Origin of the sequence: Gordonia sp. SMJS1 (assembly GCF_029866425.1) — a bacterium.
Lineage (GTDB): Bacteria > Actinomycetota > Actinomycetes > Mycobacteriales > Mycobacteriaceae > Gordonia > Gordonia hongkongensis.
Window position 1 is genome coordinate 2,011,840 of sequence record NZ_CP123381.1, and the last position, 23,411, is coordinate 2,035,250.

19 protein-coding genes and 4 pseudogenes are annotated in these 23,411 nt (G+C 68.2%); 20 read left to right on the top strand and 3 right to left on the bottom strand.

The genetic code is table 11. The features are described from left to right. Positions 1–239: 239 nt before the first annotated feature. Positions 240–1,171: pseudogene (locus QAD21_RS09190) on the bottom strand (heme transporter). 1 nt (position 1,172) lies between these two features. Beyond that, positions 1,173–2,381 (bottom strand): sulfite reductase subunit alpha, encoded by a 1,209-nt coding sequence (locus QAD21_RS09195; protein ID WP_280361245.1) that lies wholly within the window; start codon positions 2,379–2,381, stop codon positions 1,173–1,175. A 301-nt stretch (positions 2,382–2,682) separates the two neighbouring features. Between QAD21_RS09195 and rpmE the strand changes: the two genes are divergently transcribed. The 16 genes and pseudogenes from rpmE (at position 2,683) to QAD21_RS09275 (ending at position 17,218) form a co-directional block, all read left to right on the top strand. Next, positions 2,683–2,895, top strand: coding sequence for a 50S ribosomal protein L31 (gene rpmE, locus QAD21_RS09200; protein WP_010842972.1), 213 nt, complete (start codon positions 2,683–2,685; stop codon positions 2,893–2,895). A gap of 120 nt (positions 2,896–3,015) precedes the next feature. Next, the gene (gene prfA / locus QAD21_RS09205) at positions 3,016–4,092 is read left to right on the top strand and encodes a peptide chain release factor 1 (protein ID WP_055474996.1); all 1,077 of its coding nucleotides are present in this window, start codon (positions 3,016–3,018) and stop codon (positions 4,090–4,092) included. Positions 4,093–4,097: 5 nt separating this feature from the next. Then, positions 4,098–4,969: pseudogene (locus QAD21_RS09210) on the top strand (HemK/PrmC family methyltransferase); the annotation flags it as partial. Positions 4,970–5,008: 39 nt separating this feature from the next. Next, on the top strand, positions 5,009–5,668 hold the full coding sequence (locus QAD21_RS09215) for an L-threonylcarbamoyladenylate synthase (RefSeq protein WP_055474994.1): 660 nt from the start codon (positions 5,009–5,011) through the stop codon (positions 5,666–5,668). After that, positions 5,665–6,924 carry a serine hydroxymethyltransferase gene (locus QAD21_RS09220; RefSeq protein ID WP_084817209.1) on the top strand — a complete coding sequence of 420 codons (1,260 nt, stop codon included), beginning with the start codon at positions 5,665–5,667 and terminating at the stop codon, positions 6,922–6,924. Before QAD21_RS09215 ends, QAD21_RS09220 begins: the two co-directional genes overlap by 4 nt. A 51-nt stretch (positions 6,925–6,975) precedes the next feature. Further along, the gene (locus QAD21_RS09225) at positions 6,976–8,175 is read left to right on the top strand and encodes an MraY family glycosyltransferase (RefSeq protein WP_055474993.1); all 1,200 of its coding nucleotides are present in this window, start codon (positions 6,976–6,978) and stop codon (positions 8,173–8,175) included. A 285-nt stretch (positions 8,176–8,460) separates the two neighbouring features. After that, on the top strand, positions 8,461–8,874 hold the full coding sequence (locus QAD21_RS09230; RefSeq protein ID WP_004021250.1) for a hypothetical protein: 414 nt from the start codon (positions 8,461–8,463) through the stop codon (positions 8,872–8,874). Further along, the gene (gene atpB / locus QAD21_RS09235) at positions 8,871–9,620 is read left to right on the top strand and encodes a F0F1 ATP synthase subunit A (protein ID WP_055474992.1); all 750 of its coding nucleotides are present in this window, start codon (positions 8,871–8,873) and stop codon (positions 9,618–9,620) included. Before QAD21_RS09230 ends, atpB begins: the two co-directional genes overlap by 4 nt. Positions 9,621–9,756: 136 nt before the next feature. Further along, positions 9,757–10,008, top strand: a complete 252-nt coding sequence (locus tag QAD21_RS09240; RefSeq protein WP_004021252.1) for a F0F1 ATP synthase subunit C — start codon at positions 9,757–9,759, stop codon at positions 10,006–10,008. Positions 10,009–10,055: 47 nt separating this feature from the next. Continuing rightward, the gene (locus tag QAD21_RS09245) at positions 10,056–10,544 is read left to right on the top strand and encodes a F0F1 ATP synthase subunit B (protein WP_055474991.1); all 489 of its coding nucleotides are present in this window, start codon (positions 10,056–10,058) and stop codon (positions 10,542–10,544) included. A gap of 2 nt (positions 10,545–10,546) precedes the next feature. Beyond that, positions 10,547–11,971 (top strand): F0F1 ATP synthase subunit B/delta, encoded by a 1,425-nt coding sequence (locus tag QAD21_RS09250; protein ID WP_055474990.1) that lies wholly within the window; start codon positions 10,547–10,549, stop codon positions 11,969–11,971. 86 nt (positions 11,972–12,057) lie between these two features. Continuing rightward, on the top strand, positions 12,058–13,686 hold the full coding sequence (gene atpA / locus QAD21_RS09255) for a F0F1 ATP synthase subunit alpha (protein ID WP_055474989.1): 1,629 nt from the start codon (positions 12,058–12,060) through the stop codon (positions 13,684–13,686). 45 nt (positions 13,687–13,731) lie between these two features. After that, a complete protein-coding gene (locus QAD21_RS09260) occupies positions 13,732–14,655 on the top strand; it encodes a F0F1 ATP synthase subunit gamma (protein ID WP_055474988.1) in 924 nt (307 codons plus the stop codon). Between the two features lie 69 nt (positions 14,656–14,724). Further along, positions 14,725–16,173, top strand: coding sequence for a F0F1 ATP synthase subunit beta (gene atpD, locus QAD21_RS09265; protein ID WP_010842985.1), 1,449 nt, complete (start codon positions 14,725–14,727; stop codon positions 16,171–16,173). A 9-nt stretch (positions 16,174–16,182) separates the two neighbouring features. Beyond that, positions 16,183–16,563, top strand: a complete 381-nt coding sequence (locus QAD21_RS09270; RefSeq protein ID WP_055474987.1) for a F0F1 ATP synthase subunit epsilon — start codon at positions 16,183–16,185, stop codon at positions 16,561–16,563. A gap of 214 nt (positions 16,564–16,777) precedes the next feature. After that, entirely contained in the window at positions 16,778–17,218 is a 441-nt protein-coding gene (locus QAD21_RS09275) for a DUF2550 domain-containing protein (RefSeq protein WP_055474986.1), read from the top strand. On the opposite strand, the gene QAD21_RS09280 is transcribed toward QAD21_RS09275, so the two are convergent. Further along, positions 17,215–17,859: a cob(I)yrinic acid a,c-diamide adenosyltransferase gene (locus QAD21_RS09280; protein WP_055474985.1), complete on the bottom strand. Its 645-nt coding sequence runs from the start codon at positions 17,857–17,859 to the stop codon at positions 17,215–17,217. The two genes, QAD21_RS09275 and QAD21_RS09280, sit on opposite strands and share 4 nt — an antisense overlap. A 98-nt stretch (positions 17,860–17,957) precedes the next feature. Here QAD21_RS09280 and murA point away from each other — a divergent pair, with 98 nt between their 5' ends. The 4 genes and pseudogenes from murA to QAD21_RS09300 all read left to right on the top strand — a co-directional run bounded on the left by murA (position 17,958) and on the right by QAD21_RS09300 (position 23,369). Further along, the gene (gene murA, locus QAD21_RS09285; protein WP_205333585.1) at positions 17,958–19,214 is read left to right on the top strand and encodes a UDP-N-acetylglucosamine 1-carboxyvinyltransferase; all 1,257 of its coding nucleotides are present in this window, start codon (positions 17,958–17,960) and stop codon (positions 19,212–19,214) included. Between the two features lie 138 nt (positions 19,215–19,352). Then, positions 19,353–20,624 carry an NDMA-dependent methanol dehydrogenase gene (gene mdo / locus QAD21_RS09290; protein ID WP_004021262.1) on the top strand — a complete coding sequence of 424 codons (1,272 nt, stop codon included), beginning with the start codon at positions 19,353–19,355 and terminating at the stop codon, positions 20,622–20,624. A 75-nt stretch (positions 20,625–20,699) separates the two neighbouring features. After that, positions 20,700–21,808: pseudogene (locus QAD21_RS09295) on the top strand (MoxR family ATPase). Between the two features lie 5 nt (positions 21,809–21,813). Next, a pseudogene (locus tag QAD21_RS09300) lies at positions 21,814–23,369 on the top strand (VWA domain-containing protein). The last annotated feature ends 42 nt before the right edge of the window (positions 23,370–23,411 follow it).

Sequence of the window (23,411 nt, forward strand, 5' to 3'; positions counted from 1 at the left end):
TGAGGTGCGAGCGAAGCGAGCCACGAAGGGTGTAGCAACGTGTCTCGCCAGCCCTTCGTGACTCGTCGACCTCGACGCGCTCCTTCGTCGCTTGCTCGGCCCGGCGGCTTGCGCTCCTCGCACCTCAGGGAGCAGGGGTTTTGTAGTCTCTTCGGATCAGCGAGCGATGGGGGTTCGCTTCTCTCGGATTGGGGAGCGGTGGGAGACGGACGGGGTTGCGCGACTCGCGCGGTGTCCTCTCAGCCGGCGAGGTCGGCCGCCAGGTGTTGCCACGCCTGCGCACTCGGCGGTGCGACGGCCCCGGTCTGGGTGACGATCAGCGCGCACTCGCCTCCGCGGCTGTAGATCTCGAGTGATCCCGTGCGGTCCCACACCCGCGGGGCCACGTCACCCAGCATTCGCTGACGAGGTCGAAGTTGATCATCACGCGGGCGCTGCCGGATGCCAGCACCATCTGGCCCCGATGCTCGCGGGCTCCGTCGAGACGGTCCTGGCGCATCTGGATGCATCCCGGCGCCGCCGTCGCGAAGGTCACGGTCATCCCCAGTCCCGCTGCGTGCTCGAGTGCGGCGATCACCGTACGTGTCTCGACGCGGACGGTACGCGCGCAGTCGAGATGGGGGAGGGCCGCCAGGCGGGCGACACCTCCGTCGGTGAGTACCGCGTCGAATTGTGCGACCTGATCGTCGTCGATCGAGGCGGACGGGTCCACGCACTGTGGCGCAGGCGAATCCACGAAGGGCCCATCAAGGACCGCGGCCGCGCCGGTGCAGGTCATCGCCTCGAACGCCAGCCGGTCGGAGTTCTCCGTCAGGTAGGTGGCGTGAGCGGTGTTGCCGCGGTGGTCGAACAGTCGCAGGGTCGGCGGAACGTGGGCGGCGGGATCGCTGAGCAACGCCGACGACAAGCGAGAGGGGTTGAGCCGCAGTGCGATCTGCTGCGAGTCGACACGAAGCGGACCGCCCACGGTCGTCGGGAGGTCATGGACTCCGACCGCGTTCATGATCACCGGACCGGCAACGGTGACGCCGACGACCTGGGCCAGGCCGGGCAGGCGCGCGGCGACCGCGGGGACGTCGTGATTCACCGAGGAGTCCGCGAATCCGGCTGTCCGCAGCAGGATCTCGAGATCGCTGCGGGCGTGCGGATGGTCCCCGGCGGAGTGGGTCATCTCAGTAGACGTCGCGTGAGTAGCGATTCTCCGCGCGCAGGCGATCGACGTACGCCGCGGCCTGGTCGGGCTCGAGACCACCGTGTTCGGCGACGATCTCGTGCAGCGCCGCGTCGACGTCGTCGGCCATCGTCGTGGCGTCGCCGCACACGTACAGATGCGCGCCGGCCTCGAGCCACGCGAACAGCTCACCGCCGTGTTCGCACATCCGGTCCTGGACGTAGATCTTGTGTTCCTGATCGCGGGAGAAGGCGAGGTCGAGCCGGTCGAGAAGCCCGTCGGTGACGAACCGGTCGAGCTCCTCGGCATAGAGGTAGTCGTGGCCGCGATGCTGGTCACCGAAGAACAGCCAGTTGCCGCCGGGTGCGCCGGCCGCGGCCCGCTCATGCAGGAAACCGCGGAACGGGGCGATGCCGGTGCCCGGGCCGATCATGATGGCCGAGACGTCGTCGGCGGGCAGCCGGAACTTCTTGTTGGGGGAGATGAAGACGGGCACGGTGTCGCCGGGCGCGCAGCGGTCGGCCAGGTGGGTCGAGCACACACCTCCGCGATCCCGGTCGGCGACGCGGTAGCGCACCGTGGCCATCGTGATGTGGACGGTGTCGCCGTGGACCCGCGGGCTCGACGAGATCGAGTACTCGCGGTGCGCGAGGGGACTCAACTCCTCGAGCAGTTCCTCGGGAGTCGGGGTGAAGGTCGGGTCCAGATCCAGGAGATCGAGGACGTCGAGTCCGTGGAGCCACGCGTCGAGTGCCTGCGGGTCACCGGCGTCGAGAAGTCGGGCGAGTTCGGGGTGTCCGGTGCGTTCGGCGACGGCCCGGACGAGGTACTTCGACGGCGCGCCGATCTCGTACCTGCTGGTCAGTGCCTCGCGCAGGGTGTAGGTCGCCTTGCGGTCGGCGATGATCTCGTCGCCCACCGCGCGCAGCCGGGCGAGCAGGAGATCGACCAGCGCGGGATCGTTCGTCGGAGCGATGCCGATGCCGTCGCCGGGCTCGTAGGTGATGCCGCTGTCGCCGAGATCGAGTTCGAGATGCCGGACCTCCTTGGCCGATCCGGGACCGGAGAGGAGTTCGTTCCGTACGACCGTCGCCGGGTAGGGATTGCGCCGGTTCCACGGCGATCGGGCCGTCTTGCCGGTACGACGGGCGGGGGAGGTCCGTGCGGTGTCGACTGCGAGGCTGCTGCCGGTGGAGGCGGCGTCGTACATCGAGGATTCCTTCGGGGACGGGGTGCGGGGGAGCGTGTGCCGCCGACAGGGCGGGCGACGCCACGGTACTACACTTAGGCAACCCTTACGAGGATCGCGATCTGCGTCACGTGCAGTGGAGTGCGGGTGGCCGTGCCGGGAATGGATCCGAGCGGCCTGCCGTTGAGGCACCTGCGACCGCGGTGACCGGGATTTTTCCCGGGTGATGCCCCCGTGGCATACTGATCGGTCGAGTCCGGTTCCGGTTCACACCGTCGACAAGCGACGGTGACCCGGCGACCTCAGAAAGGGACAGTCAGACATGAAGCAGGGAATCCACCCCGAGTACGCGACGACCACCGTCGTCTGCGGCTGCGGCAACACCTTCGAGACCCGCAGCACCGCTGCCAACGGTCGGATCAACGTCGAGGTCTGCTCGCAGTGCCACCCGTTCTACACGGGCAAGCAGAAGATCCTCGACACCGGCGGCCGCGTTGCCCGGTTCGAGAAGCGCTACGGCAAGCGCGCCAAGTAGACCACGCTGCGACGCCCGCCCGACGATGTCGGGACGGGCGTCGCTGTGTTTTCCGGTCAGAGTTCTTCCCGGTGTCGCCGATCATCCGGCGTGCGCCGGTCGACAAGTGAGGTCGCCTTCATGAGTACGCAGAGTCCCTCGGCCATCGACGACATCCTGGCCGAGCACTCGGGTCTCGAACGCCAGCTGGCCGATCCCGCCCTGCACGACGATCCCGCCGCGGCCCGTCGCGTCGGTAAGCGATTCGCCGAGCTCGCGCCCGTCATGGCGACCTACACCCGGTTGAAGGCGGCACGCGAGGATCTCGAGGCCGCACGGGAACTGGCCGCCGATGACGCGTCGTTCGCCGCCGAGATCCCCTCTCTCGAAGAGGCCGTCGAGGAACTCGACGCGACGTTGACCGACCTGCTCGCCCCGCGCGACCCCCACGACGCCGACGACGTGGTCCTGGAGATCAAATCCGGTGCGGGCGGCGAGGAATCGGCACTGTTCGCGGCGGACCTGGCCCGGATGTACCTCAAGTACTGCGAGCGTCACGGCTGGAAGGCGCAGGTGCTCGGCGTGACCGAGTCCGATCTCGGCGGCTACAAAGAGGCCACCTTCTCGATCAAGTCGAAAGAGGCCGTGCGCGACGGGGTCTGGTCGCGACTGAAGTTCGAGGGCGGTGTGCACCGCGTCCAGCGGGTGCCGGTCACCGAGTCGCAGGGCCGCATCCACACGTCGGCGGCCGGGGTGCTGATCTACCCCGAGCCCGAAGAGGTGGCCGAGGTGACGATCGACGAATCGGAACTGCGCATCGACGTCTACCGCTCGTCCGGCAAGGGCGGCCAAGGCGTGAACACCACCGATTCGGCGGTCCGGATCACCCACCTGCCCACCGGAATCGTCGTCACATGCCAGAACGAACGTTCGCAGTTGCAGAACAAGGCGCGCGCGATGCAGGTCCTCGCCGCCCGGCTGCAGTCCGCAGCCGAGGAAGAGGCGGAGGCCGCCGCCGCGCAGGGTCGTGCGGCCCAGATCCGCACCGTGGACCGGTCCGAGCGGATCCGGACCTACAACTTCCCCGAGAACCGCATCACCGATCACCGGATCGGTTACAAGGCCAACAATCTCGACGCGGTGCTCGCCGGTGACATGGACAACCTGCTCGACGCGCTCGTCGCCGCGGACCGGCAGGCCCGCATGGAAGCGGAATAGGAGTCGTGACCGGCAGGCCGACCCCGTTGTCGGACGAACTGCGTGCCGCGACCGCCCGTCTCGCCGCGTCCGGGATCGACTCCGCACGCCGTGACGCCGAATGGCTGATGGCGCACGTGCTCGGGATCGATGCGGGCCGACTGGTGCTGGTGGACACGATCGACGACGCGCCGGCCCGCGCGTTCCGGTCGGCGATCGACCAGCGGTCGCAGCGGATTCCCTTGCAGCACATCATCGGGACCGCCGCCTTCGGCCCCGTCGAGCTGGCCGTCGGCCCCGGGGTGTTCATCCCCCGGCCGGAGACCGAGTACCTCCTCGAATGGGCGGTCGACCGACTCCGCGCCACCCCCGGATCGCATTTCGCGGCTGATTTCTGCAGCGGCAGTGGGGCACTGGCGATCGGCATCGCCGCGATGAGTCCGGCGACCCGGGTCGTGGCGATCGAGGCCGACGAGGATGCGCTGGTGTGGTTGCGTCGCAACGTCGCCGACGCGACACCGGCCGTCGGGTCACGGGTCGACGTCGTCGCCGCGGACGTCACCGATCCGGATCAGGTCGCGGGAGCCGTCCCGGCCGGCAGCGTGTCGGTCCTGGTCACGAACCCGCCCTACGTGCCGCTCGACGCCGTGGTCGGACCCGAGGTCGCCCACGACCCGGCTCGCGCGGTCTTCGGCGGCGCGGACGGGATGTCGGTCATCGTGCCGATGGTGCCGGTCATCGCCCGCACGCTGACGCCGGGTGGCGTCGTCGGGATCGAACACGACGACACGACCGCCGACGCCGTCGTGTCGTGCCTGCACGCGCACGGCGACTTCGAGGAAGTCACCCGGCACACGGATCTGACGGCCGGCCGAGGTTCGTGACGGCGCGCCGACGGCAGCCGGGTCCGTCGGACGCGGCATGGCAGGATGATCGCGTGAGCACTGTTTTCGACTGCAACGATCCACAGAACCGCTGGTCGGGGATTCGGGCGGCGGTCGGGGCGGCGAAAGCCGGACGGCTGATCGTGATGCCCACCGACACGCTCTACGGAGTCGGTTGCGACGCCTTCGATTCCGACGCCGTCGGTGCACTCCTCGCGGCCAAGCACCGGGGACGCGACATGCCCGTGCCGGTCCTGGTCGGTTCCTGGTACTCGATCGACGGCCTGGTCCTGTCCGTCCCGCAGCCCGCACGCGACCTGATCGAGGCCTTCTGGCCGGGCGGCCTGAGTCTGGTTGTCCGACAAGCACCCTCGCTGGCGTGGGACCTCGGCGACACCGACGGCACCGTCATGCTCCGGATGCCGCTGCACCCGGTCGCGATCGACGTGCTGCGCGAGGTGGGGCCGATGGCGGTCTCGAGCGCGAACGTCTCGGGGCGTCCGCCGGCGACCACCGCCGACGAGGCGCGCGAACAACTCGGCGACGAGATCGCCGTGTATCTCGACGGTGGCCCGGCGCCGGCCGCGCAGGCGTCGACGATCGTCGATGTCTCCGGGCCGAGTCCGCGCATCCTGCGCGAGGGTGCGGTCTCGACGGACGCCGTCGCCGACGTACTCGACACCGACCCGGCCGCACTGCTCGCGGAGCGATGAGCCCCGACGCGCCGAGGTCCGGACCACACGGCGTCGAGGCGGGTGGCGCCCCGACCGGCGACGCCGCGGTCGACGCCATGGTGAGCCGCGAGGTCGGCCGGCGCCGCGACACCTTGCAGTTGCTCGCCAGCGAGACCGATCCGACGCCCGGGGTGCGGGCCGCGATGGCGTCGGTCTTCGACGCGAAGTATGCCGAAGGGTATCCCGGGGCGCGCTACCACGGTGGTTGTGACGTGGCCGACGAGCTCGAGGAGCTCGCCGTCGGCCGGGCCCGTGCGCTGTTCGGCGCCGAGTACGTCAATGTCCAGCCGCTGTCGGGCAGTGCGGCCAACCTCGCCGTCTATGCCGCCTTCGCCCAGCCCGGAGACCCGGTGCTCGCGCTGCGCCTCGAACACGGCGGCCACCAGACGCACGGTTCTCGGGCGAACTTCTCCGGGCGGTGGTTCTCGCCGTTGCACTACGAGGTCCGCCGCGACGACGAACTCGTCGACTACGACCAGGTCAGGGATCTCGCGCTGGTGCACCGCCCCCGCATCCTCGTCGCCGGCGCCGCGTCCTACTCGCGGACGTTCGACTTCCCGACCCTGCGCCGGATCGCCGACGAGGCCGAGTGCATCCTCTGGGTCGACGCCGCACATCTCGCCGGGCACATCGCGGCCGGCCTGCTGCCCTCGCCGGTGCCGCACGCCGACATCGTCACCCTGTCCACCAACAAGGTGATCCGCGGTCCGCGCGGCGGGGTCATCCTCGCGCGGGCCGAACACGGCGAGGCCCTGCGCAAGGCGGTCTTCCCGTTCGTGCAGGGCGGTCCCGCGATGCACGCCGTCGCCGCGAAGGCGGTCGCCTGCGCGGAATCCGGTACCGACGAGTTCGCCGGCTACGTCCGTCGTGCGGTGGACAACGCCCGCGGTCTCGCCACGGAACTGGCCTCTCGGGGCGCCCGGGTGGTGTCCGGCGGCACCGACATCCACCTCGCGGTCGTCGACGTCAGCGGCTTCGGCATCTCCGGGATGGAGGCGCAGCACCGGCTCGGCGCGGCCGGGATCGTCGTCGACAAGGCGGTCCTCCCGTTCGACACCCGCCCCGTCTCCGAGGGATCGGCGATCCGGATCGGTACGCCGGTGGCCACCGAGCGCGGCATGACCGCCGCGATGCATCCGATCGTCGCCGACGCGATGGCCGCCGCGATGTCGACGCGCGACCGTGAGACACACCAGCGGATCCGTCGCGAGATCGCCGCACTGGCCTACGGGTAGCGTGGTCGCAATGTCGGAGACCCTTGCCCGTCTGACACCGGTGGTGGCGCGATGACCGGTGCCGCACCGGTGTTGCTCGCCGCCGCCGCGGACGGGGGAGGGACGGGCGTTCCTCTGCGCGAGCTCCTGCTCGTGGGGCTCACGGCCGCGGCCATGACCTACCTCCTGACCTCGGCGGTCCGCGTCTTCGCGATCCGCGCCGGCGCGGTCGCCGTGCCGCGGGTCCGCGACGTGCACGTGATCCCGACACCTCGCCTCGGCGGGCTCGGGATGTTCGGTGGGGTGGTCGCCGGGATCGCGCTCGCCGCGAACCTCCCCGCGCTCAATCGCGGTTTCGCCTACACCACGGACATGACGGCGGTGATCGCCGCCGGCACGGTGATCGTCCTCGTCGGCGTCGTCGACGACCGGTGGGGCCTGGACGCGCTGACCAAATTCGTCGGTCAGCTCACCGCCGCCGGCGTCCTGGTGCTGCTCGGCATCAGCTGGCTGCAGCTCTACATCCCGTTCGCCGACATCGGCACGCTGGTGCTCGACCCGCTGCAGGCCGGTCTCCTCACGGTCGCGATCACGGTCGCGACGATCAACGCGATCAACTTCGTCGACGGCCTCGACGGTCTGGCCGCGGGATTGGGACTCATCGCCGCGGCGGCGATCTGCATGTTCTCGCTCGGTCTGCTGCGCGACCAGGGCGGCGACGTCAGCTACTACCCCCCGGCCCTCATCTCGGTGGCACTGGCCGGCGCGTGCCTCGGATTCCTGCCGCACAACTTCTCGCCCGCACGGATCTTCATGGGTGACTCGGGTGCGATGCTGATCGGTCTGCTGCTCGCCGCGGCCTCCACGAGCGCCTCGGGCCGTATCGCCGTGAACGCCTACGGACCGGCCGACATCTTCACGCTGCTGTCCCCGCTGATCCTGGTCGCCGCCGTCGTCTTCATCCCGATGCTCGACATGCTGCTGGCGGTGATCCGGCGGACCCGGGCCGGCGTCGGTTTCTACACCCCGGACAAGATGCACCTGCACCACCGGCTGCTCGAACTCGGGCACTCGCAGCGCCGGGTCGCGCTGATCATCTATCTGTGGGTCGGGGTTCTCGCGTTCTCGGCGGCGGCCAGCACGCTGTTCCCGCTGTCGGTCGTCGCGCCGGCCTTCGGTGCGGGCCTCGTCGTCGCGATGCTGGTGACGATGGCGCCGCGCCTGCATCGACGCCTCGCCGAACTGCGAACGTCGACGAAGGCGTACCACTGACCGGTGTCCGGCGACCCTGTGGTTACCGTGATGGCGGTACCTCGGCCTAAGGTAAGGAAACCGTAAATTTTCGTGTACTATCGCCCGTAGTAGTCAACATGTGCGCAGGCCCGGACACAAAGCCCCGGTTCTGTCTCACACGACGCAATACCCCCCGGTGAGACACCAAGAACGGTGTTGGTAGGGTCACAACGAAACGCGAGCTGACGCCCAGCGGCCATGTGCTGCTGCACGTACGCGGGTGATCCGTGCCATCGGTATGGAGTAGGAGAGCTGAGGAGGGACATGACCGCATCTGCCCCTGATTCGGCCCCCGTCTATCCCCAGGCGCCGACCGGACTCCGCCGCCCCGCGCTCATCGCGGGCGGGTTCATCGTGGTGGTGGCTGCCGTCTCGCTCGCCGTCGGACATCCGCTCTTCGCGGTGTTCTTCCTTCTCGGTGTCGCCGGGATCTTCGTCAACGCGATCCTCGTCCGACGTGCCGTCGACGTCGTGGTCGCCGACGAGAACCCGCGCAAGACCGCCCTTGCACTCAACTCCGCCATGCGACTCGGTGCCATCACGGCGCTCGCGCTGCTGGCGGCTTTCCTGGTCCAACCCGACGGGTTGGGCGCGATGTTCGGACTCGCCATCGGCCAAGTGGTCTTGGTGCTGAACACGGTCATTCCGGTGATGAAAGGACTTCGTAGCCAACCATGACGACCGCCTTCAACCTTGCCGCAGAGGATGGCGAACCGGCCATTCAGGTGGGTCATTACACCAAATTCGAGCTGTTCGGACTGACCTTCAACCTGGAGACCATCATCGCGACGGCGCTGGCCGCGGCGATCATGCTCGCGCTGGCGTTCTACCTGAAGTCGAAGGTCACCTCGACCGGCGTGCCGTCGGGTGTGCAGCTGTTCTGGGAGGCCATCACCATCCAGATGCGTGGGCAGGTCGAGAGTGCCATCGGCATGAAGATCGCCCCCTACGTTCTCCCGCTCGCGGTCTCGCTCTTCACCTTCATCCTGATCTCCAACTGGCTGTCCATCCTGCCGGTCCAGGTCGGTCACCACGAGATCCTCAAGCCGCCGGCCGCGGACGTGAACTTCGCCTACGCCCTTGCGCTCTTCGTCTTCGTCTGGTACCAGATCGCCGGCTTCCGGAAGCGCGGCCTGCTGGGTCACCCGAAGCGGATCATCAAGGGCCACGTCGCATTCCTCGCGCCGATCAACGTCATCGAGGAGTTCACCAAGCCGATCTCGCTCTCGCTGCGACTCTTCGGCAACGTCTTCGCCGGCAGCATGATGGTCGCCCTGATCGCACTCTTCCCGCCGTACATCATGTGGGCGCCCAACGCGATCTGGAAGTCCTTCGAGCTCTTCGTCGGTCTGATCCAGGCGTTCATCTTCGCGCTGCTGACGATCCTCTACTTCTCGCAGTCGATGGAGACCGAGGATCACTGACCCGCCCGAACCAGGGCACCGCGCGGAGACGGACACGGCCGCGCCCACAACCGAACATGACGACCTGCTCCGGCACCTGTCGGCGCAACTCCAGACCTGACACACCAGATGTCAGCAACGAAAGGGAAATATCACAATGGATCCAATGATTGGCCTCGGCGCACTCATCGGTGGCGGCCTGATCATGGCCGGTGGCGCCGTCGGTGCCGGTATCGGTAACGGTCTGGCCGGTAGCCAGCTGATCGCCGGTATCGCTCGCCAGCCCGAGGCACAGGGTCGCCTGTTCACCCCGTTCTTCATCACCGTCGGTCTGGTCGAGGCGGCCTACTTCATCAACCTGGCCTTCATGGCGCTCTTCGTGTTCGCCACCCCGATCAGCGCCGGCTGATCGTCGCTCTCCCTTTTGTCGCCGAGTAGAAACGACACCTCACCACAATGACGCTTGCTGCAGAGAACTTCCTGCTCCCGAATGGAACGTTCTTCGTTGTCCTGCTCATCTTCGTGATTTTGCTGCTGGTCATCCGCAAGTTCGTGGTTCCGCCGATCCAGCAGGTCCTCGAGGAGCGGGACGCGATGATCCACCGCACCGTGGAGGACAACCGGACCGCCGCCGCCGAATTCGAGGATGCGGACGTCCAGTTCCGTTCGCTCCTCAAGGAAGCGCGCGGTGAGGCCACCGCCAAGCGCGACGATGCTCGCGCCCAGGGGCGGGAACAGCTGAACGAGATGAAGCAGCGAGCGACCGCCGAGGCCGACGCCGCCCTGCAGTCGACCAGCTCCGAGCTGGCGACGCAGGGTGAGCAGGCCGCCTCGACGGCTGCAGCTGATGTGGACGCACTCGCCAAGACGCTTGCGGCGCGTGTGCTCGGTGTCGACTCGGCAACTCTTTCCGATACCCGATCGACGAGCGGAGCGGTGAACTGATCATGGCTGCCAACACTGAGACCGAATCCGACCAGGGCCCCATCGGCACCTGGCTGCACGACATCGGTGCTGCGTTCGACCCCGCGATCTTCATCGCTCAGCTCTTCGGCTTCGCGGTCATCCTCTTCCTCCTGTGGAAGTACGTCCGGCCGCCGGTGGCGAAGATGATGCGGGATCGACAGGAGACCGTGCGTCAGCAGCTCGCCGAGAGCGAGGCCGCTGCCAAGCGCGTCGCCGACGGCAAGCAGGCCCGCGAGAAGGCGGTCGCCGAGGCCAAGGCCGAGGCGGAACAGATGCAGAAGGACGCCGCGGCCGACGCCGAGGCGATCACCTCCGACATCCGCGCACAGGCCGACCACGAGGTCAAGCGCATCTCCGAGCACGGCCGCAACCAGGTCGCCCTGGTGCGCGCCAACCTCGTTCGTCAGCTGCGCACCGATCTCGGACTCACCGCGGTCGACAAGGCCGGCGAACTGGTGCGCAACCATCTCGCCGACGACTCGGCCCAGGCGGCCAGCGTCGATCGGGTCATCGACGAACTCCAGGAGATGTCGTCGGGTTCGGCGAACGCGGTTCCCTCGAGCGCCTCGCTCGTCGGTCTGCACGCGATGCGTGCCGCCAGCCGCGACGCCGCTCTCGCCGTGTCGGAGCACTTCGATTCGGCGGCAATCGATCTCGACGGTTCGGCACTGGCCGACGCCTCGGGTGACCTCACCGCGGCCATCAACTTCCTCGGCGAGAACCCGGTGCTGCGCAAGCGCCTGGTCGAGGACGACGAGAACCCCGAGGGCAAGAAGGCCATGGTGCACCGTCTGTTCGACGGCAAGCTCGCCCCGGTCGTCGTCGAGGTGCTCGCGACCGCGTCGAGTCAGCGGTGGTCGTCGTCGAGCGACTTCGTCGTCGGTCTGCGTCGTCAGAACTCCCTGATCGTCCTCACCGCCGCCGAACGCGACGGGGTCATCGAGCAGGTCGAGGACGAGCTCTTCCGGGTGAGCCGAGTCCTCGAGGCCAACCCGCAGCTGTCCTCGCTGCTGTCCGACCACGGCAAGGACGCCGACAAGCGCGTCGACCTGCTGAAGAAGCTGGTCGGCGACAAGGTCGGCACCCACACCTGGACGCTGCTGTCCTCGACCGTGCGCCTGCTGCACGGCCAGGCCGCCGACGTCGCTGTCGATCAGCTCGCCGAGCTGGCCGCCGCCCGTCGCGGCGAGTCGGTCGCCCACGTGGTGTCCGCCTCACCGCTGTCCGATGCCCAGATCGATCGACTGTCGGGCGTGCTCGGCGGAATCTACGGTCGGACCATCTCGGTGCAGACCGAGATCGCCCCGGAACTGCTCGGCGGTCTCCGGATCAGTGTCGGCGACGAGGTCATCGACGCCGATGTCGCGACACGGCTGGCCAAGGCCGCCGAGACGCTGCCGCGCTGACGACCACCCCGACACACCCGAACCCACGAAGCCCAGAGCTCAGAGCCTTCGAGACTCAGAGCCACATCAAGGAAAGACGAGAACCCATGGCGGAGTTGACGATCTCACCAGACGAGATCAAGGGAGCGATCGAGCAGTACGTCTCGTCGTTCGAAGCCGAAGCGTCGCGTGACGAGGTCGGCATCATCACCGATACCTCGGACGGCATCGCCCACGTCAGCGGCCTTCCGAGCGCAATGGCCAACGAGCTCCTCGAGTTCCCCGGCGGCGTCCTCGGCGTCGCACTGAACCTCGACGAGGACGAGATCGGCGCCGTGATCCTGGGTGACTACGAGTCCCTGGAAGAAGGCCAGCAGGTCAGCCGCACCGGCGACGTGCTCTCCGTCCCCGTCGGTGATGCGTTCCTGGGACGCGTCATCAACCCGCTGGGTGCCCCGATCGACGGCCAGGGCGACATCGAGGCCGACGAGCAGCGCGTCCTCGAGTTGCAGGCCGCCACCGTGCTCGAGCGCCAGCCGGTCGAGGAGTCCCTCGCCACCGGCATCAAGGCCATCGACGCCATGACCGCCATCGGCCGCGGACAGCGTCAGCTCGTCATCGGCGACCGCAAGACCGGCAAGACCGCGGTCTGCATCGACGCCATCCTGAACCAGAAGGCCAACTGGGAGACCGGCGACCCCACCAAGCAGGTTCGCTGCATCTACGTCGCGATCGGTCAGAAGGGTTCGACCATCGCCGGCGTCAAGTCCGCCCTCGAAGAGGCGGGCGCGATGGAGTACACCACCATCGTCGCGGCTCCCGCCTCGGACTCGGCCGGCTTCAAGTGGCTGGCCCCGTACACCGGCTCGGCCATCGGCCAGCACTGGATGTACCAGGGCAAGCACGTCCTCATCGTGTTCGACGACCTGACCAAGCAGGCCGAGGCCTACCGCGCCATCTCGCTGCTGCTGCGTCGTCCGCCGGGCCGCGAGGCATACCCCGGTGACGTCTTCTACTTGCACTCCCGTCTGCTGGAGCGTTGCGCGAAGCTGTCCGACGAGCTCGGCGGCGGCTCGATGACCGGTCTGCCGATCATCGAGACCAAGGCCAACGACGTCTCGGCGTTCATCCCGACCAACGTCATCTCGATCACCGACGGCCAGGTCTTCCTGGAGTCGGACCTCTTCAACAAGGGTGTTCGACCGGCCATCAACGTCGGTACCTCGGTGTCGCGCGTCGGTGGCGCCGCCCAGACCAAGGGCCTCAAGAAGGTCTCGGGATCGCTGCGTCTGGAGCTGGCCCAGTTCCGTGAGCTGGAGGCCTTCTCGGCCTTCGCCTCCGACCTCGACGACGCCTCGAAGGCACAGCTCGAGCGCGGTGCCCGCTGGGTCGAGATGCTGAAGCAGGACCAGTACAGCCCCTTCTCGGTCGAGGATCAGATCGTCTCGATCTACCTCTGCGGTGAGGGCCACTACGACTCGGTCCCGGTCGACGACGTGCGCAACTTCGAGACCCAGCTGCTGAGCCACCTGCACCACAACGCGACCGGTGTCTACGACTCGATCGCCGGCGGCAAGGTGCTCAGCGACGACCAGGCCGAGGCCCTGATCGCCGAGACCAACAAGTTCAAGAACGGCTACCTCACCCACGACGGCCGTCGCGTCGTCAACGAGGCCGAGGCCGAGGCGATGGATGCCGACAACGTCGAGAACGAAGAGATCAAGATCCGCAAGTGATCTCAGACGTCAACGGACATCGCGAAAAGGAAGGGGTGAGGGCTCATGGCCAGCATTCGTGAGCTGCGCTCACGCATCCGGTCGGTCCAGTCGACCAAGAAGATCACCAAGGCTCAGGAACTGATCGCGACCTCGCGTATCACCAAGGCCCAGGGACGGGTGGCGGCGGCCAAGCCGTACTCGCAGGAGATGACCGCCGTGCTCTCGGAGCTGGCGAGCAACTCGGGATCGCTGGACAACCCGCTGCTCAACGAGCGGGAGAACCCGAAGCGCGCGGCGATCCTGGTCGTGACCAGCGACCGCGGTATGTGCGGTGGTTACAACGCGAACGTGCTCAAGGCGACCCGCGAACTCATCGCGCTCCTGCGCGACGAAGGCAAGGAAGCGGTCCTGTTCGTCATGGGTCGCAAGGGTGTCGGGTTCTTCAGCTTCCGGGGTCTGGAGATCTCGGACTCGTGGACGGGCTTCTCGGAGTCACCGCAGTACTCGGACGCGGCGACGGCGACCAGCTTCCTGGTGGACCTCTTCCAGGCAGGATCGGGCACCGAGGTCGAGCGCCCAGAAGGAGACGGCACCCTCGAGGGTGTCGACGAGCTGCACCTGGTCTACACGCGGTTCCAGTCGATGCTGGCGCAGGTGCCCGAGGTCCGGCGGATCGCCCCGCTGGTCGTGTCGCACGACGAGGATTCGTCCGACGACACGCCGTCGCGCAACTACACCTTCGAACCCGGGGCCGACGCCCTGCTCGACGCGCTGCTGCCGAAGTACGTGGCGACGCGGGTCTACGCGGCGCTGCTGGATTCGTCGGCATCGGAGTCGGCCGCGCGCCGCACCGCGATGAAGGCCGCGACGGACAACGCCGAAGAACTGTCCAAGTCGTTGTCGCGCGAGGCCAACCAGCTCCGCCAGGCCCAGATCACCCAGGAAATCAGCGAGATCGTCGGCGGCTCGAGCGCACTGGCGAACTAGCGTGCGCGCCAGCCGAGTCCGGATCGACGAGAACCCATACTTCGATAAAGAGGAAGTGACCCAAGCACCATGACCGCAGCAGTAGAAACCCCCTCCGCGCAGTCGGCGGGTTCCGCCGACGGGCGGGTCGTCCGCATCATCGGCCCCGTGGTCGACGTCGAGTTCCCGCGGGGCTCGATTCCTGAACTGTTCAACGCCCTGCACGCCGAGGTCGCTCTCTCCTCGGTCGCCAAGACCCTGACCCTCGAGGTCGCGCAGCACCTCGGTGACAACCTGGTGCGCACGATCTCGATGCAGCCGACCGACGGCCTGGTCCGCGGCGCGGCCGTGTCCGACACCGGCAAGTCGATCGTCGTGCCGGTCGGTGATGTCGTCAAGGGCCATGTGTTCAACGCCCTCGGTGACTGCCTCGACAGCCCGGGCCTGGGTCGCGACGGCGAGCAGTGGAGCATCCACCGCAAGCCGCCGGCCTTCGACGAGCTCGAGGGCAAGACCGAGATCCTCGAGACCGGCATCAAGGTCATCGACCTGCTGACCCCGTACGTCAAGGGCGGCAAGATCGGTCTGTTCGGTGGTGCGGGCGTCGGCAAGACCGTCCTCATCCAGGAGATGATCACGCGTATCGCGCGTGAGTTCTCCGGCACCTCGGTGTTCGCCGGCGTCGGTGAGCGCACCCGTGAGGGCACCGACCTCCACCTCGAGATGGAGGAGATGGGCGTTCTCCAGGACACCGCGTTGGTGTTCGGTCAGATGGACGAGCCGCCGGGCACGCGTATGCGCGTGGCGCTGTCGGCGCTGACCATGGCGGAGTACTTCCGCGATGTGAAGCACCAGGACGTGCTGCTCTTCATCGACAACATCTTCCGCTTCACGCAGGCGGGCTCGGAGGTCTCGACCCTCCTCGGCCGTATGCCGTCCGCGGTGGGTTACCAGCCGACCCTGGCCGACGAGATGGGTGAGCTCCAGGAGCGCATCACCTCGACCAAGGGCCGTTCGATCACCTCGCTGCAGGCGATCTACGTCCCCGCCGACGACTACACCGACCCGGCACCGGCCACGACGTTCGCGCACCTCGACGCGACCACCGAGCTCTCGCGTCCGATCTCGCAGCTGGGTATCTACCCCGCCGTGGACCCGCTGACCTCGACCTCGCGCATCCTCGAGGCGTCGATCGTCGGCGACGAGCACTTCCGCGTCGCCAACGAGGTCAAGCGCATCCTGCAGAAGTACAAGGAACTGCAGGACATCATCGCCATCCTCGGTATGGACGAGCTCTCCGAAGAGGACAAGGTCACGGTGCAGCGTGCGCGCCGTATCCAGAAGTTCCTCGGCCAGAACTTCCTCGTCGCCGAGAAGTTCACCGGCCAGAAGGGCTCGGTCGTCCCGCTCGCCGACACCATCGAGGCCTTCGACCGTGTCGCCAAGGGCGAGTTCGACCACCTGCCCGAGCAGGCGTTCAACAGCTGCGGTGGACTCGACGACGTGGAGGCCGCCGCCGCCAAGATCAGCGGAAAGTAGCGGTTCGCCATGGCTGAGAAGTCCTTCCACGTCGAGGTTGTCTCCGCGGATTCGAGCCTGTACTCGGGAGAGGCCACGTTCGTGATCGCGCAGACCACCGTCGGTGAGCTGGGTGTCCTGGCCAACCACGAGCCGCTCCTGGGCCAGTTGGTCCCGGGTGGTTTCGTGGTCATCGTCGAGGAGAACGGCAACCGTCGTGCGGCAGCGGTCGAGGGCGGGTTCCTCTCCGTCACCGGCGAGGCCGTCACGGTGCTGGCGGAGTCGGCCGACTGGGCCGACGACGTCGACGTCAACGCGGAGAAGACCGCGCTCGACGAGGCGGAGCCGGATTCGCCCGAGTACCACCGTGCTCACGCGCGTCTGACTGCGGCACAACACCTTTCCCGGTAGAGCGAGCCGCGCGAGCGGTTCGGGTCAACGACCGACCTCGGCCGGCCATCGGAATTCTCCGATGGCCTGCCGAGGTCGTTTGGCGTCTCATGTGCACGTTCTGGCATGCTTGTTCCACAGCCCCCTGTCCCGCGTGTATGCAGCCCAAGCCGTCTGGAGCCCTACCGGGTTCGACGCTTCGCCTATCCGCGGTGACTGCACGAAGGAGTAGGTGATGTCGCTGGCGGTCGTGATGCTCAGTGTGCTGCTGGCGGTGGCGCTCCTGTTGTGTGGCTTCCTGGCGCTGCGTCTGGCGCAACTCCGACGCGCGGGTACTCCGGTCCTGCTGCGCACGGTGCCGGCCGGCGTCGACCAGGGATGGCGTCACGGCACCGTGCACTACAGCGACGACTCTCTGCGCTACTACCGGCTCACGTCGCTGAAACCGGGGCCGAACGTGACGTTCGCACGACAGGGCATGGAGATCTCCGGTCGTCGCGCCCCCGAGGGCACCGAGACGGATATCCTCGACGGCATGCTCATCCTGCAGGTGCAGACCGCCGGCCGCGCCGAGGACGACTACGAACTGGCGATGGGCCCGGGTGCGGTGACCGCGTTCCAGTCCTGGCTCGAATCCCGGCAGTCCGCGAGATCGCAGCGGCGCCGCAGCGCCTAGGATTCCGGCCGCGCCGGGGGACGTTGCCGGTTGCCGCCCGGAACCCACTTGACGTCGCCGGGCGAGTTCGCGCCCTGCTGGTCGCCTCCCGCGGCGGGGCGAGTGCGGTTCGCCACCCGCGACAGGATGAACAGCAGATCCGACAACCGGTTCAGGTATTTCGCGGGCAGCAGGCTGGTGTCGTCGGGGTGGGCGGCGACCGCGGCCCACGCCGAGCGCTCGGCCCGTCTGGTCACCGTACGTGCCTGATGCAGCAGGGCAGCCAGCGGTGTGCCGCCCGGCAGGATGAACGAGTCCAGTGCGGGCAGATCGACACCGAAGGAGTCGCACCAGCGCTCGAGGGCATCGATGTAATCCTGCGCGATGCGCAGCGGTGGGTACTCGGGGTCGTCGACGACCGGCGTGGAGAGGTCGGCGCCGGCGTCGAAGAGGTCGTTCTGGACGGTCGTGAGCACTTCCCGGAGGTCGTCGGGGACGTCACCCCCGAGTGCCAGGGCGAGACCGATGACGGCGTTCGCCTCGTCACAGTCGGCGTAGGCGACGACACGCGGATCGGTTTTGGGCACCCGGGAGAAGTCGCTCAGCCCGGTGGAGCCGTCGTCGCCCGTTCGGGTGTAGATCCTCGTCAGGTGTACCGCCATGCGTCGAATGTACTGCGCCGGACCCACGGGATCGGACGCACGGTCGGAGGACGTACTGGCCGGTGGGCCGGTGACCCCGGACGGTTAAGGTGGCAGTCGTGAGCGATCGGTTTCTGGTGTCCGGGGGAGCGCGTCTGTCCGGCGAGGTGGCAGTGGGGGGCGCGAAGAACAGCGTCCTGAAACTCATGGCCGCGGCCCTCCTTGCCGAGGGGACGACCGTGCTGACCAACGCACCCGAGATCGCCGATGTCCCGCTGATGGCGGACGTTCTCCGCGGTCTCGGTGCGGTCGTCGACATGGACGGCGAGACGGTCACCATCACGGCGCCGGCGGAGCCGAAGTTCCACGCCGACTTCGCGGCGGTCCGGCAGTTCCGCGCCTCGGTCTGTGTCCTCGGCCCGCTGATGGCGCGTTGTCACCGAGCCGTCGTGGCGCTGCCCGGCGGAGACGCGATCGGGTCGCGGCCGCTCGACATGCACCAGGCGGGTCTGCGCGCCCTGGGCGCCACCAGCTCGATCGAGCACGGCTGCGTGGTGGCCGAGGCCGACACGTTGGTCGGCGCACCGATCGCGCTGGAGTTCCCGTCGGTGGGGGCGACCGAGAACATCCTCATGGCCGCCGTGCTCGCCGAGGGACAGACCACCATCGACAACGCCGCCCGCGAGCCGGAGATCGTCGACCTGTGCGTGATGCTGCAGCAGATGGGCGCACAGATCGACGGCGCCGGCACCTCGACGCTGACCGTCGTCGGTGTGGACCGGCTGCATCCGACGACACACCGGGTGGTCGGAGACCGCATCGTCGGTGCCACCTGGGGGATTGCGGCCGCCATGACGCGCGGTGACGTCACCGTGCGCGGCGTGAAACCCGAACACCTGCAGCTGGTTCTGAACAAATTGGGCGACACCGGCGCGGTGGTCGACACCTTCGACGACGGCTTCCGGGTCCGGCACGATCGCCGGCCCACCGCCGTCAACGTCTCGACCCTGCCGTTTCCCGGATTCCCCACCGATCTGCAGCCGATGGCGATCGGCCTCGCCGCCATCTCCGACGGCATGTCGGTGATCACGGAGAACGTCTTCGAGGCCCGGTTCCGCTTCGTCGAGGAGATGGTCCGTCTCGGTGCGGATGCGCGGACCGACGGCCACCACGCCGTCATCCGCGGGATCGACCACCTGTCGAGTGCGCCGGTCTGGTGTTCGGACATCCGGGCGGGCGCCGGCCTCGTGCTGGCCGGGCTCGTCGCCGACGGCGTGACCGAAGTACACGACGTCGAGCACATCGACCGCGGGTACCCGCACTTCGTGGAGATCCTGCGCAGTCTCGGCGGTGAGATCGAGCGCGTGCGCGACTGAACCCTGTCCGATCGGACAGGTACCGGCCCGTCCGGCCGGGTGCACTCTGGTCGAGGACGGGCAGGACCCCTTGTCCCGGTTGTGATCTGGACGACATTCTCGTTGTGACAGACCAACCGTCACAAGGAGTTCACCACCATGGCCATTGAGCTGAACCAGATCTGGGACTTCCCGATCAAGGAGTTCCACCCGTTCCCGAAGGCGAAGCTGGGTGTCGGCGCGCACGACATGCTCGGTGTCGAGGCCAAGGACCTGGGCATGACCCGTGCGCTCCTGATGACGACGGGTCTACGCGGCTCCGGCATCATCGAGGAGCTGATCGGCAAGATCGAGTACCAGGGCGTCGACGTGGTGCTCTACGACCAGGTGGAGTCCAACCCCAAGGACTACAACTGCATGGACGCCGCGGCCCTCTACCAGTCGGAGAAGTGCGACGGCATCATCTCGGTCGGTGGCGGCTCCAGCCACGACGCCGCCAAGGGTGCACGTATGGTCATCGCCCACGACGGCCGCAACATCAACGAGTTCGAGGGCTTCTCCAAGGCCACCAACAAGGAGAATCCGAAGCACATCGCGGTCTCGACGACGGCCGGCACCGGCTCGGAGACCTCCTGGGCCTACGTCATCACCGATACCTCGGACATGAACAAGCCGCACAAATGGGTGGCCTTCGACGACACCTGCCTCGTCGACCTGGCGATGGACGACCCGCTGCTCTACTACACGTGCCCCGAGCACTTCACCGCCTTCTGCGGTTTCGACGTGCTCGCGCACGCGAGCGAGCCCTACGTGTCGCGTCTGGACTTCGCACCCTCGCTGGGCAATGCCAAGTACTCGATCGAGCTGATCCGCGACCATCTGCGCACCGCCGTGTACGACCCGCGAAACCTGGCGGCCCGCACCGGGATGATGTACGCGCAGTACATCTCCGCGCAGGCGTTCAACTCCGGCGGCCTCGGTCTCGTGCACTCGCTGTCGCATGCGGTGAGCGCGTTCTATGACAGCCATCACGGGCTGAACAACGCCATCGCCCTTCCCCGCGTCTGGGAGTACAACCTGCCGTCTCGCTACGAGCGTTACGCCGAGATCGCCGCGCTGCTCGGTGTCGACACATCGAAGATGACGACGGTCCAGGCCGCCGACGCCGCCGTCGAGGAGGCCATCCGCTTGGGCAAAGACCTCGGCATCCCCGACAACTTCGGTCAGCTGTCGACGAGCAGCTACGACAAGAACCGGATGAACACCGGCAAGTACGAGGGCCGCGGCGAGACCATGGACACCTCGGACAAGCAGATCCGCGCCATCGCCGAGCACATGATGGACGACTGGTGCACGCCGGGCAACCCGCGGGAGAGCACCGTCGAGTCGCTGATCCCGATGGTGGCGCACGCCTTCACCGGCAGCTACTGATCCGCCCGCTCGCCCGCCTGATCCGAGATCCCGACTGTTCCGAGAACCGCAGGCCGACAAGGAGTCCGACATCCGATGACGCACGTGTGCGCACCTCGGGAAACCGCCGAGGACATCACCCGGGACATCACCCCGGACAGCCGTTCCTTCCCGTCCGTGGAGGAGCTGACCGACGCGTTGGGTGAGCAGGGCTACCTGATCGGTCCGGAACTCGCGGTCGTCGTCCATCTCGCGACGCTCCTCGACCGGCCCCTCCTGCTGGAGGGGCCGGCCGGGGTCGGCAAGACGGAGCTGGCGAAGGCGTTGGCGGCGGCTTCGGGGCGCGAGCTGGTACGGCTGCAGTGCTACGAGGGTCTCGACGAGTCGCGTGCCCTCTACGAATGGGATTACGCACGACAGCTTCTCCATGTGCAGATGCTGCGCGATCGCATCAGTGCGGAACTCGCCGCCGAGACGACCCTCTCGGCCGCGAGTTCGGCGCTGGCGCGCGCCGAGGTCGGCGTCTACACCGAAGACTTCCTGGTGGCCCGGCCACTGATGGCGGCCATCACGTCGCCCTCGCCGACGGTCCTGCTCGTCGACGAGATCGACCGCACCGACGAGGCGATGGAAGCGGTGATGCTCGAGGTCCTCGCCGAGCGCCAGGTGACGGTCCCCGAACTCGGGACGTTCACGGCACGGTCGTCGCCGTGGGTCATCCTGACCTCCAACGACACCCGCGAACTCTCGCCCGCGCTCAAACGTCGCTGCCTGCACTTCCAGGTCGACTACCCGGATCCGCAGACCGAGCGGGACATCGTCGCGGTCCGCGCCCCCGACGTCGAGGAGACGATCATCGGCGAGGTCGTCGACCTCGCCCGGCGGCTTCGCGATCTCCCGTTGCGCAAGAGCCCGTCCATCGCGGAGGTGATCGACGCCGCGCGGGCCGCCTCGTACCTCGGAGCACGGGACGGACAGGTGGGCACGCCGATCGACGCCGAGCATCGCAGCGCTCTGCTGGCGTTGCTCGTGAAGTTCGGTTCGGACGGCGAGATCGCCCGTCGCGCTCTGTCTTCCGAACACGGAGGACGCCGGCGGAAGGCTCGCCGATCGGCGTGGACGGGACCACGCCCGGCGGGTCGGTGACCGCGCGCGCCTTCGGTGCCGGGCGCGCCCGCAGTGCGGGTGTCCGACCGGGACGATGACGCCGATGACTGCGGCGTCGGCCACCCCGGTACCCGTCGCCACCGCGAGGCGGGCGGACCCGCTCGACCTGCTCGCGGTCGCGTTCGGAAGGGTCCTGCGGAGCTCCGGGATCGCGGCCTCGCCCGCCGAGGTCATCGAGATCCGGCGGACCCTGTCGATGGTCGGCGCCGCCGAGCCGGCGGTCCTGCGTGCGGCGCTACAGAGCGTGTGCGTCAAATATGGCTACGAGACAGCGGGTTTCGAGCGGGCCTTCGAGCTCTTCTTCCTCGGCGCCGAACCCGATCGCGCCGACGAGGACGACCTTCCACGGGCCCGCGGCGTCGCGGCCGATCTGCCCGATGACGTGGTCTGGGACGAGGAATTCGAGGGCGCGGCCCGCCAGATCGGCGCCGACGAACACACCGACGAGATCGGCCACCTGATGGCCGACGATCCCGACGCCGCGCACCGGGACGCCGAGAGCGCTCACCGGGAGGAGAACGACTTCAGCGTCTCGGCCGGCGCCGAGCAGCTCGGCGTCGACCCGGACGGCGGCACGACCGGTGGGGGAGTGACCTACACGGTCGAGGTCGACACCGCCGACTCGTCGACCGTCGGCGAACTGACCGGATCGGCAGCCCGGGTCTCGAGCCGGCCGCTCGGGCTGACCGGGGCCCACGCAATCCTCGCCGCACTCGACGCCTACGATCCGCGCAAGGCATACGGCACCGACGGCAACGACGACCTCGGCGACGCCCGGAGGACCGAACTGGAACGGGCACTGGGTGCTTTCGTCGACGCGCTGGTCGCATGCCTGGACGCCGACGGCGGCGCCGAGGCGGTCTCCGGCGCCGACCGGTCGGCCGAGGGGTATGTCGACCAAGCTGAGATCGATCGCGCCTGCCACCGGCTGATCCAGCGCATGCGCGGCGCCCCGCGCCGGGTGGTCCGCCCGGTCGACCGGGGTGTCCTCGACATCCGGGCGACGATGCGCGCGTCGTCGCGACCGACGGTGTGCCCGCCGAACTGTGGCGGCGCCGCAGGCGGCCCGGCCCGGTCCGGCTGCTGGTCCTCGTCGACGTGTCGTTGTCGGTCCGGCCGGTCACCGGGTTCATCCTGCGTCTCGCGCAGACTCTGCATCGCTTCGGCGACCGTTGCGAGGTCGTCGCGTTCGTCGATCGGCCGGTGCGCGTCACGACCGCACTGCGGTCCGCGGCGGCCGACTCGGCTCTCGCGGCGGTGCTCGCCGCCGACGGTCTGGATCTTGCCGCGACGAGCGACTACGGGCGCATGTTCGGCGAACTGCTGGGCGGCTGCGGGGACCTGATCAGCAGGCGGACATCGGTGCTCGTCGTCGGGGATGCGCGCAGCAACGGTCTCGATCCGCGTGTCGACCTGGTGGCCGAGGTCGGTCGTCGATCGCACCGAATCGCCTGGATCACACCGGAACCCGAGCGCTATTGGGCGCAATCCGGGTGCGCGATGGCCGACTACGCCGAGCACTGCAGCGGAGTCGTCAGCGTGCGTGACGGCGCCGAGATGCTCGCGCGTTGTGACGAGCTGGGTGCGGCGCTGAGGTGACCTGGGTAGCGTCGGGGTACCGCCGGGGCGAGGTGGTCGGAC

Bases quoted from the DNA above. Each gene is read 5' to 3' on its own strand.
- QAD21_RS09275 (WP_055474986.1), top strand. From the start codon at position 16,778: ATGTCGCTGGCGGTCGTGATGCTCAGTGTGCTGCTGGCGGTGGCGCTC.
- QAD21_RS09240 (WP_004021252.1), top strand. From the start codon at position 9,757: ATGGATCCAATGATTGGCCTCGGCGCACTCATCGGTGGCGGCCTGATC.
- QAD21_RS09195 (WP_280361245.1), bottom strand. From the start codon at position 2,381: ATGTACGACGCCGCCTCCACCGGCAGCAGCCTCGCAGTCGACACCGCA.
- QAD21_RS09220 (WP_084817209.1), top strand. From the start codon at position 5,665: ATGAGCCCCGACGCGCCGAGGTCCGGACCACACGGCGTCGAGGCGGGT.
- atpB (WP_055474992.1), top strand. From the start codon at position 8,871: ATGACGACCGCCTTCAACCTTGCCGCAGAGGATGGCGAACCGGCCATT.
- QAD21_RS09270 (WP_055474987.1), top strand. From the start codon at position 16,183: ATGGCTGAGAAGTCCTTCCACGTCGAGGTTGTCTCCGCGGATTCGAGC.
- rpmE (WP_010842972.1), top strand. From the start codon at position 2,683: ATGAAGCAGGGAATCCACCCCGAGTACGCGACGACCACCGTCGTCTGC.
- QAD21_RS09280 (WP_055474985.1), bottom strand. From the start codon at position 17,859: ATGGCGGTACACCTGACGAGGATCTACACCCGAACGGGCGACGACGGC.
- prfA (WP_055474996.1), top strand. From the start codon at position 3,016: ATGAGTACGCAGAGTCCCTCGGCCATCGACGACATCCTGGCCGAGCAC.
- QAD21_RS09230 (WP_004021250.1), top strand. From the start codon at position 8,461: ATGACCGCATCTGCCCCTGATTCGGCCCCCGTCTATCCCCAGGCGCCG.
- mdo (WP_004021262.1), top strand. From the start codon at position 19,353: ATGGCCATTGAGCTGAACCAGATCTGGGACTTCCCGATCAAGGAGTTC.
- atpD (WP_010842985.1), top strand. From the start codon at position 14,725: ATGACCGCAGCAGTAGAAACCCCCTCCGCGCAGTCGGCGGGTTCCGCC.
- QAD21_RS09225 (WP_055474993.1), top strand. From the start codon at position 6,976: ATGACCGGTGCCGCACCGGTGTTGCTCGCCGCCGCCGCGGACGGGGGA.
- QAD21_RS09250 (WP_055474990.1), top strand. From the start codon at position 10,547: ATGGCTGCCAACACTGAGACCGAATCCGACCAGGGCCCCATCGGCACC.
- atpA (WP_055474989.1), top strand. From the start codon at position 12,058: ATGGCGGAGTTGACGATCTCACCAGACGAGATCAAGGGAGCGATCGAG.
- QAD21_RS09260 (WP_055474988.1), top strand. From the start codon at position 13,732: ATGGCCAGCATTCGTGAGCTGCGCTCACGCATCCGGTCGGTCCAGTCG.
- QAD21_RS09245 (WP_055474991.1), top strand. From the start codon at position 10,056: ATGACGCTTGCTGCAGAGAACTTCCTGCTCCCGAATGGAACGTTCTTC.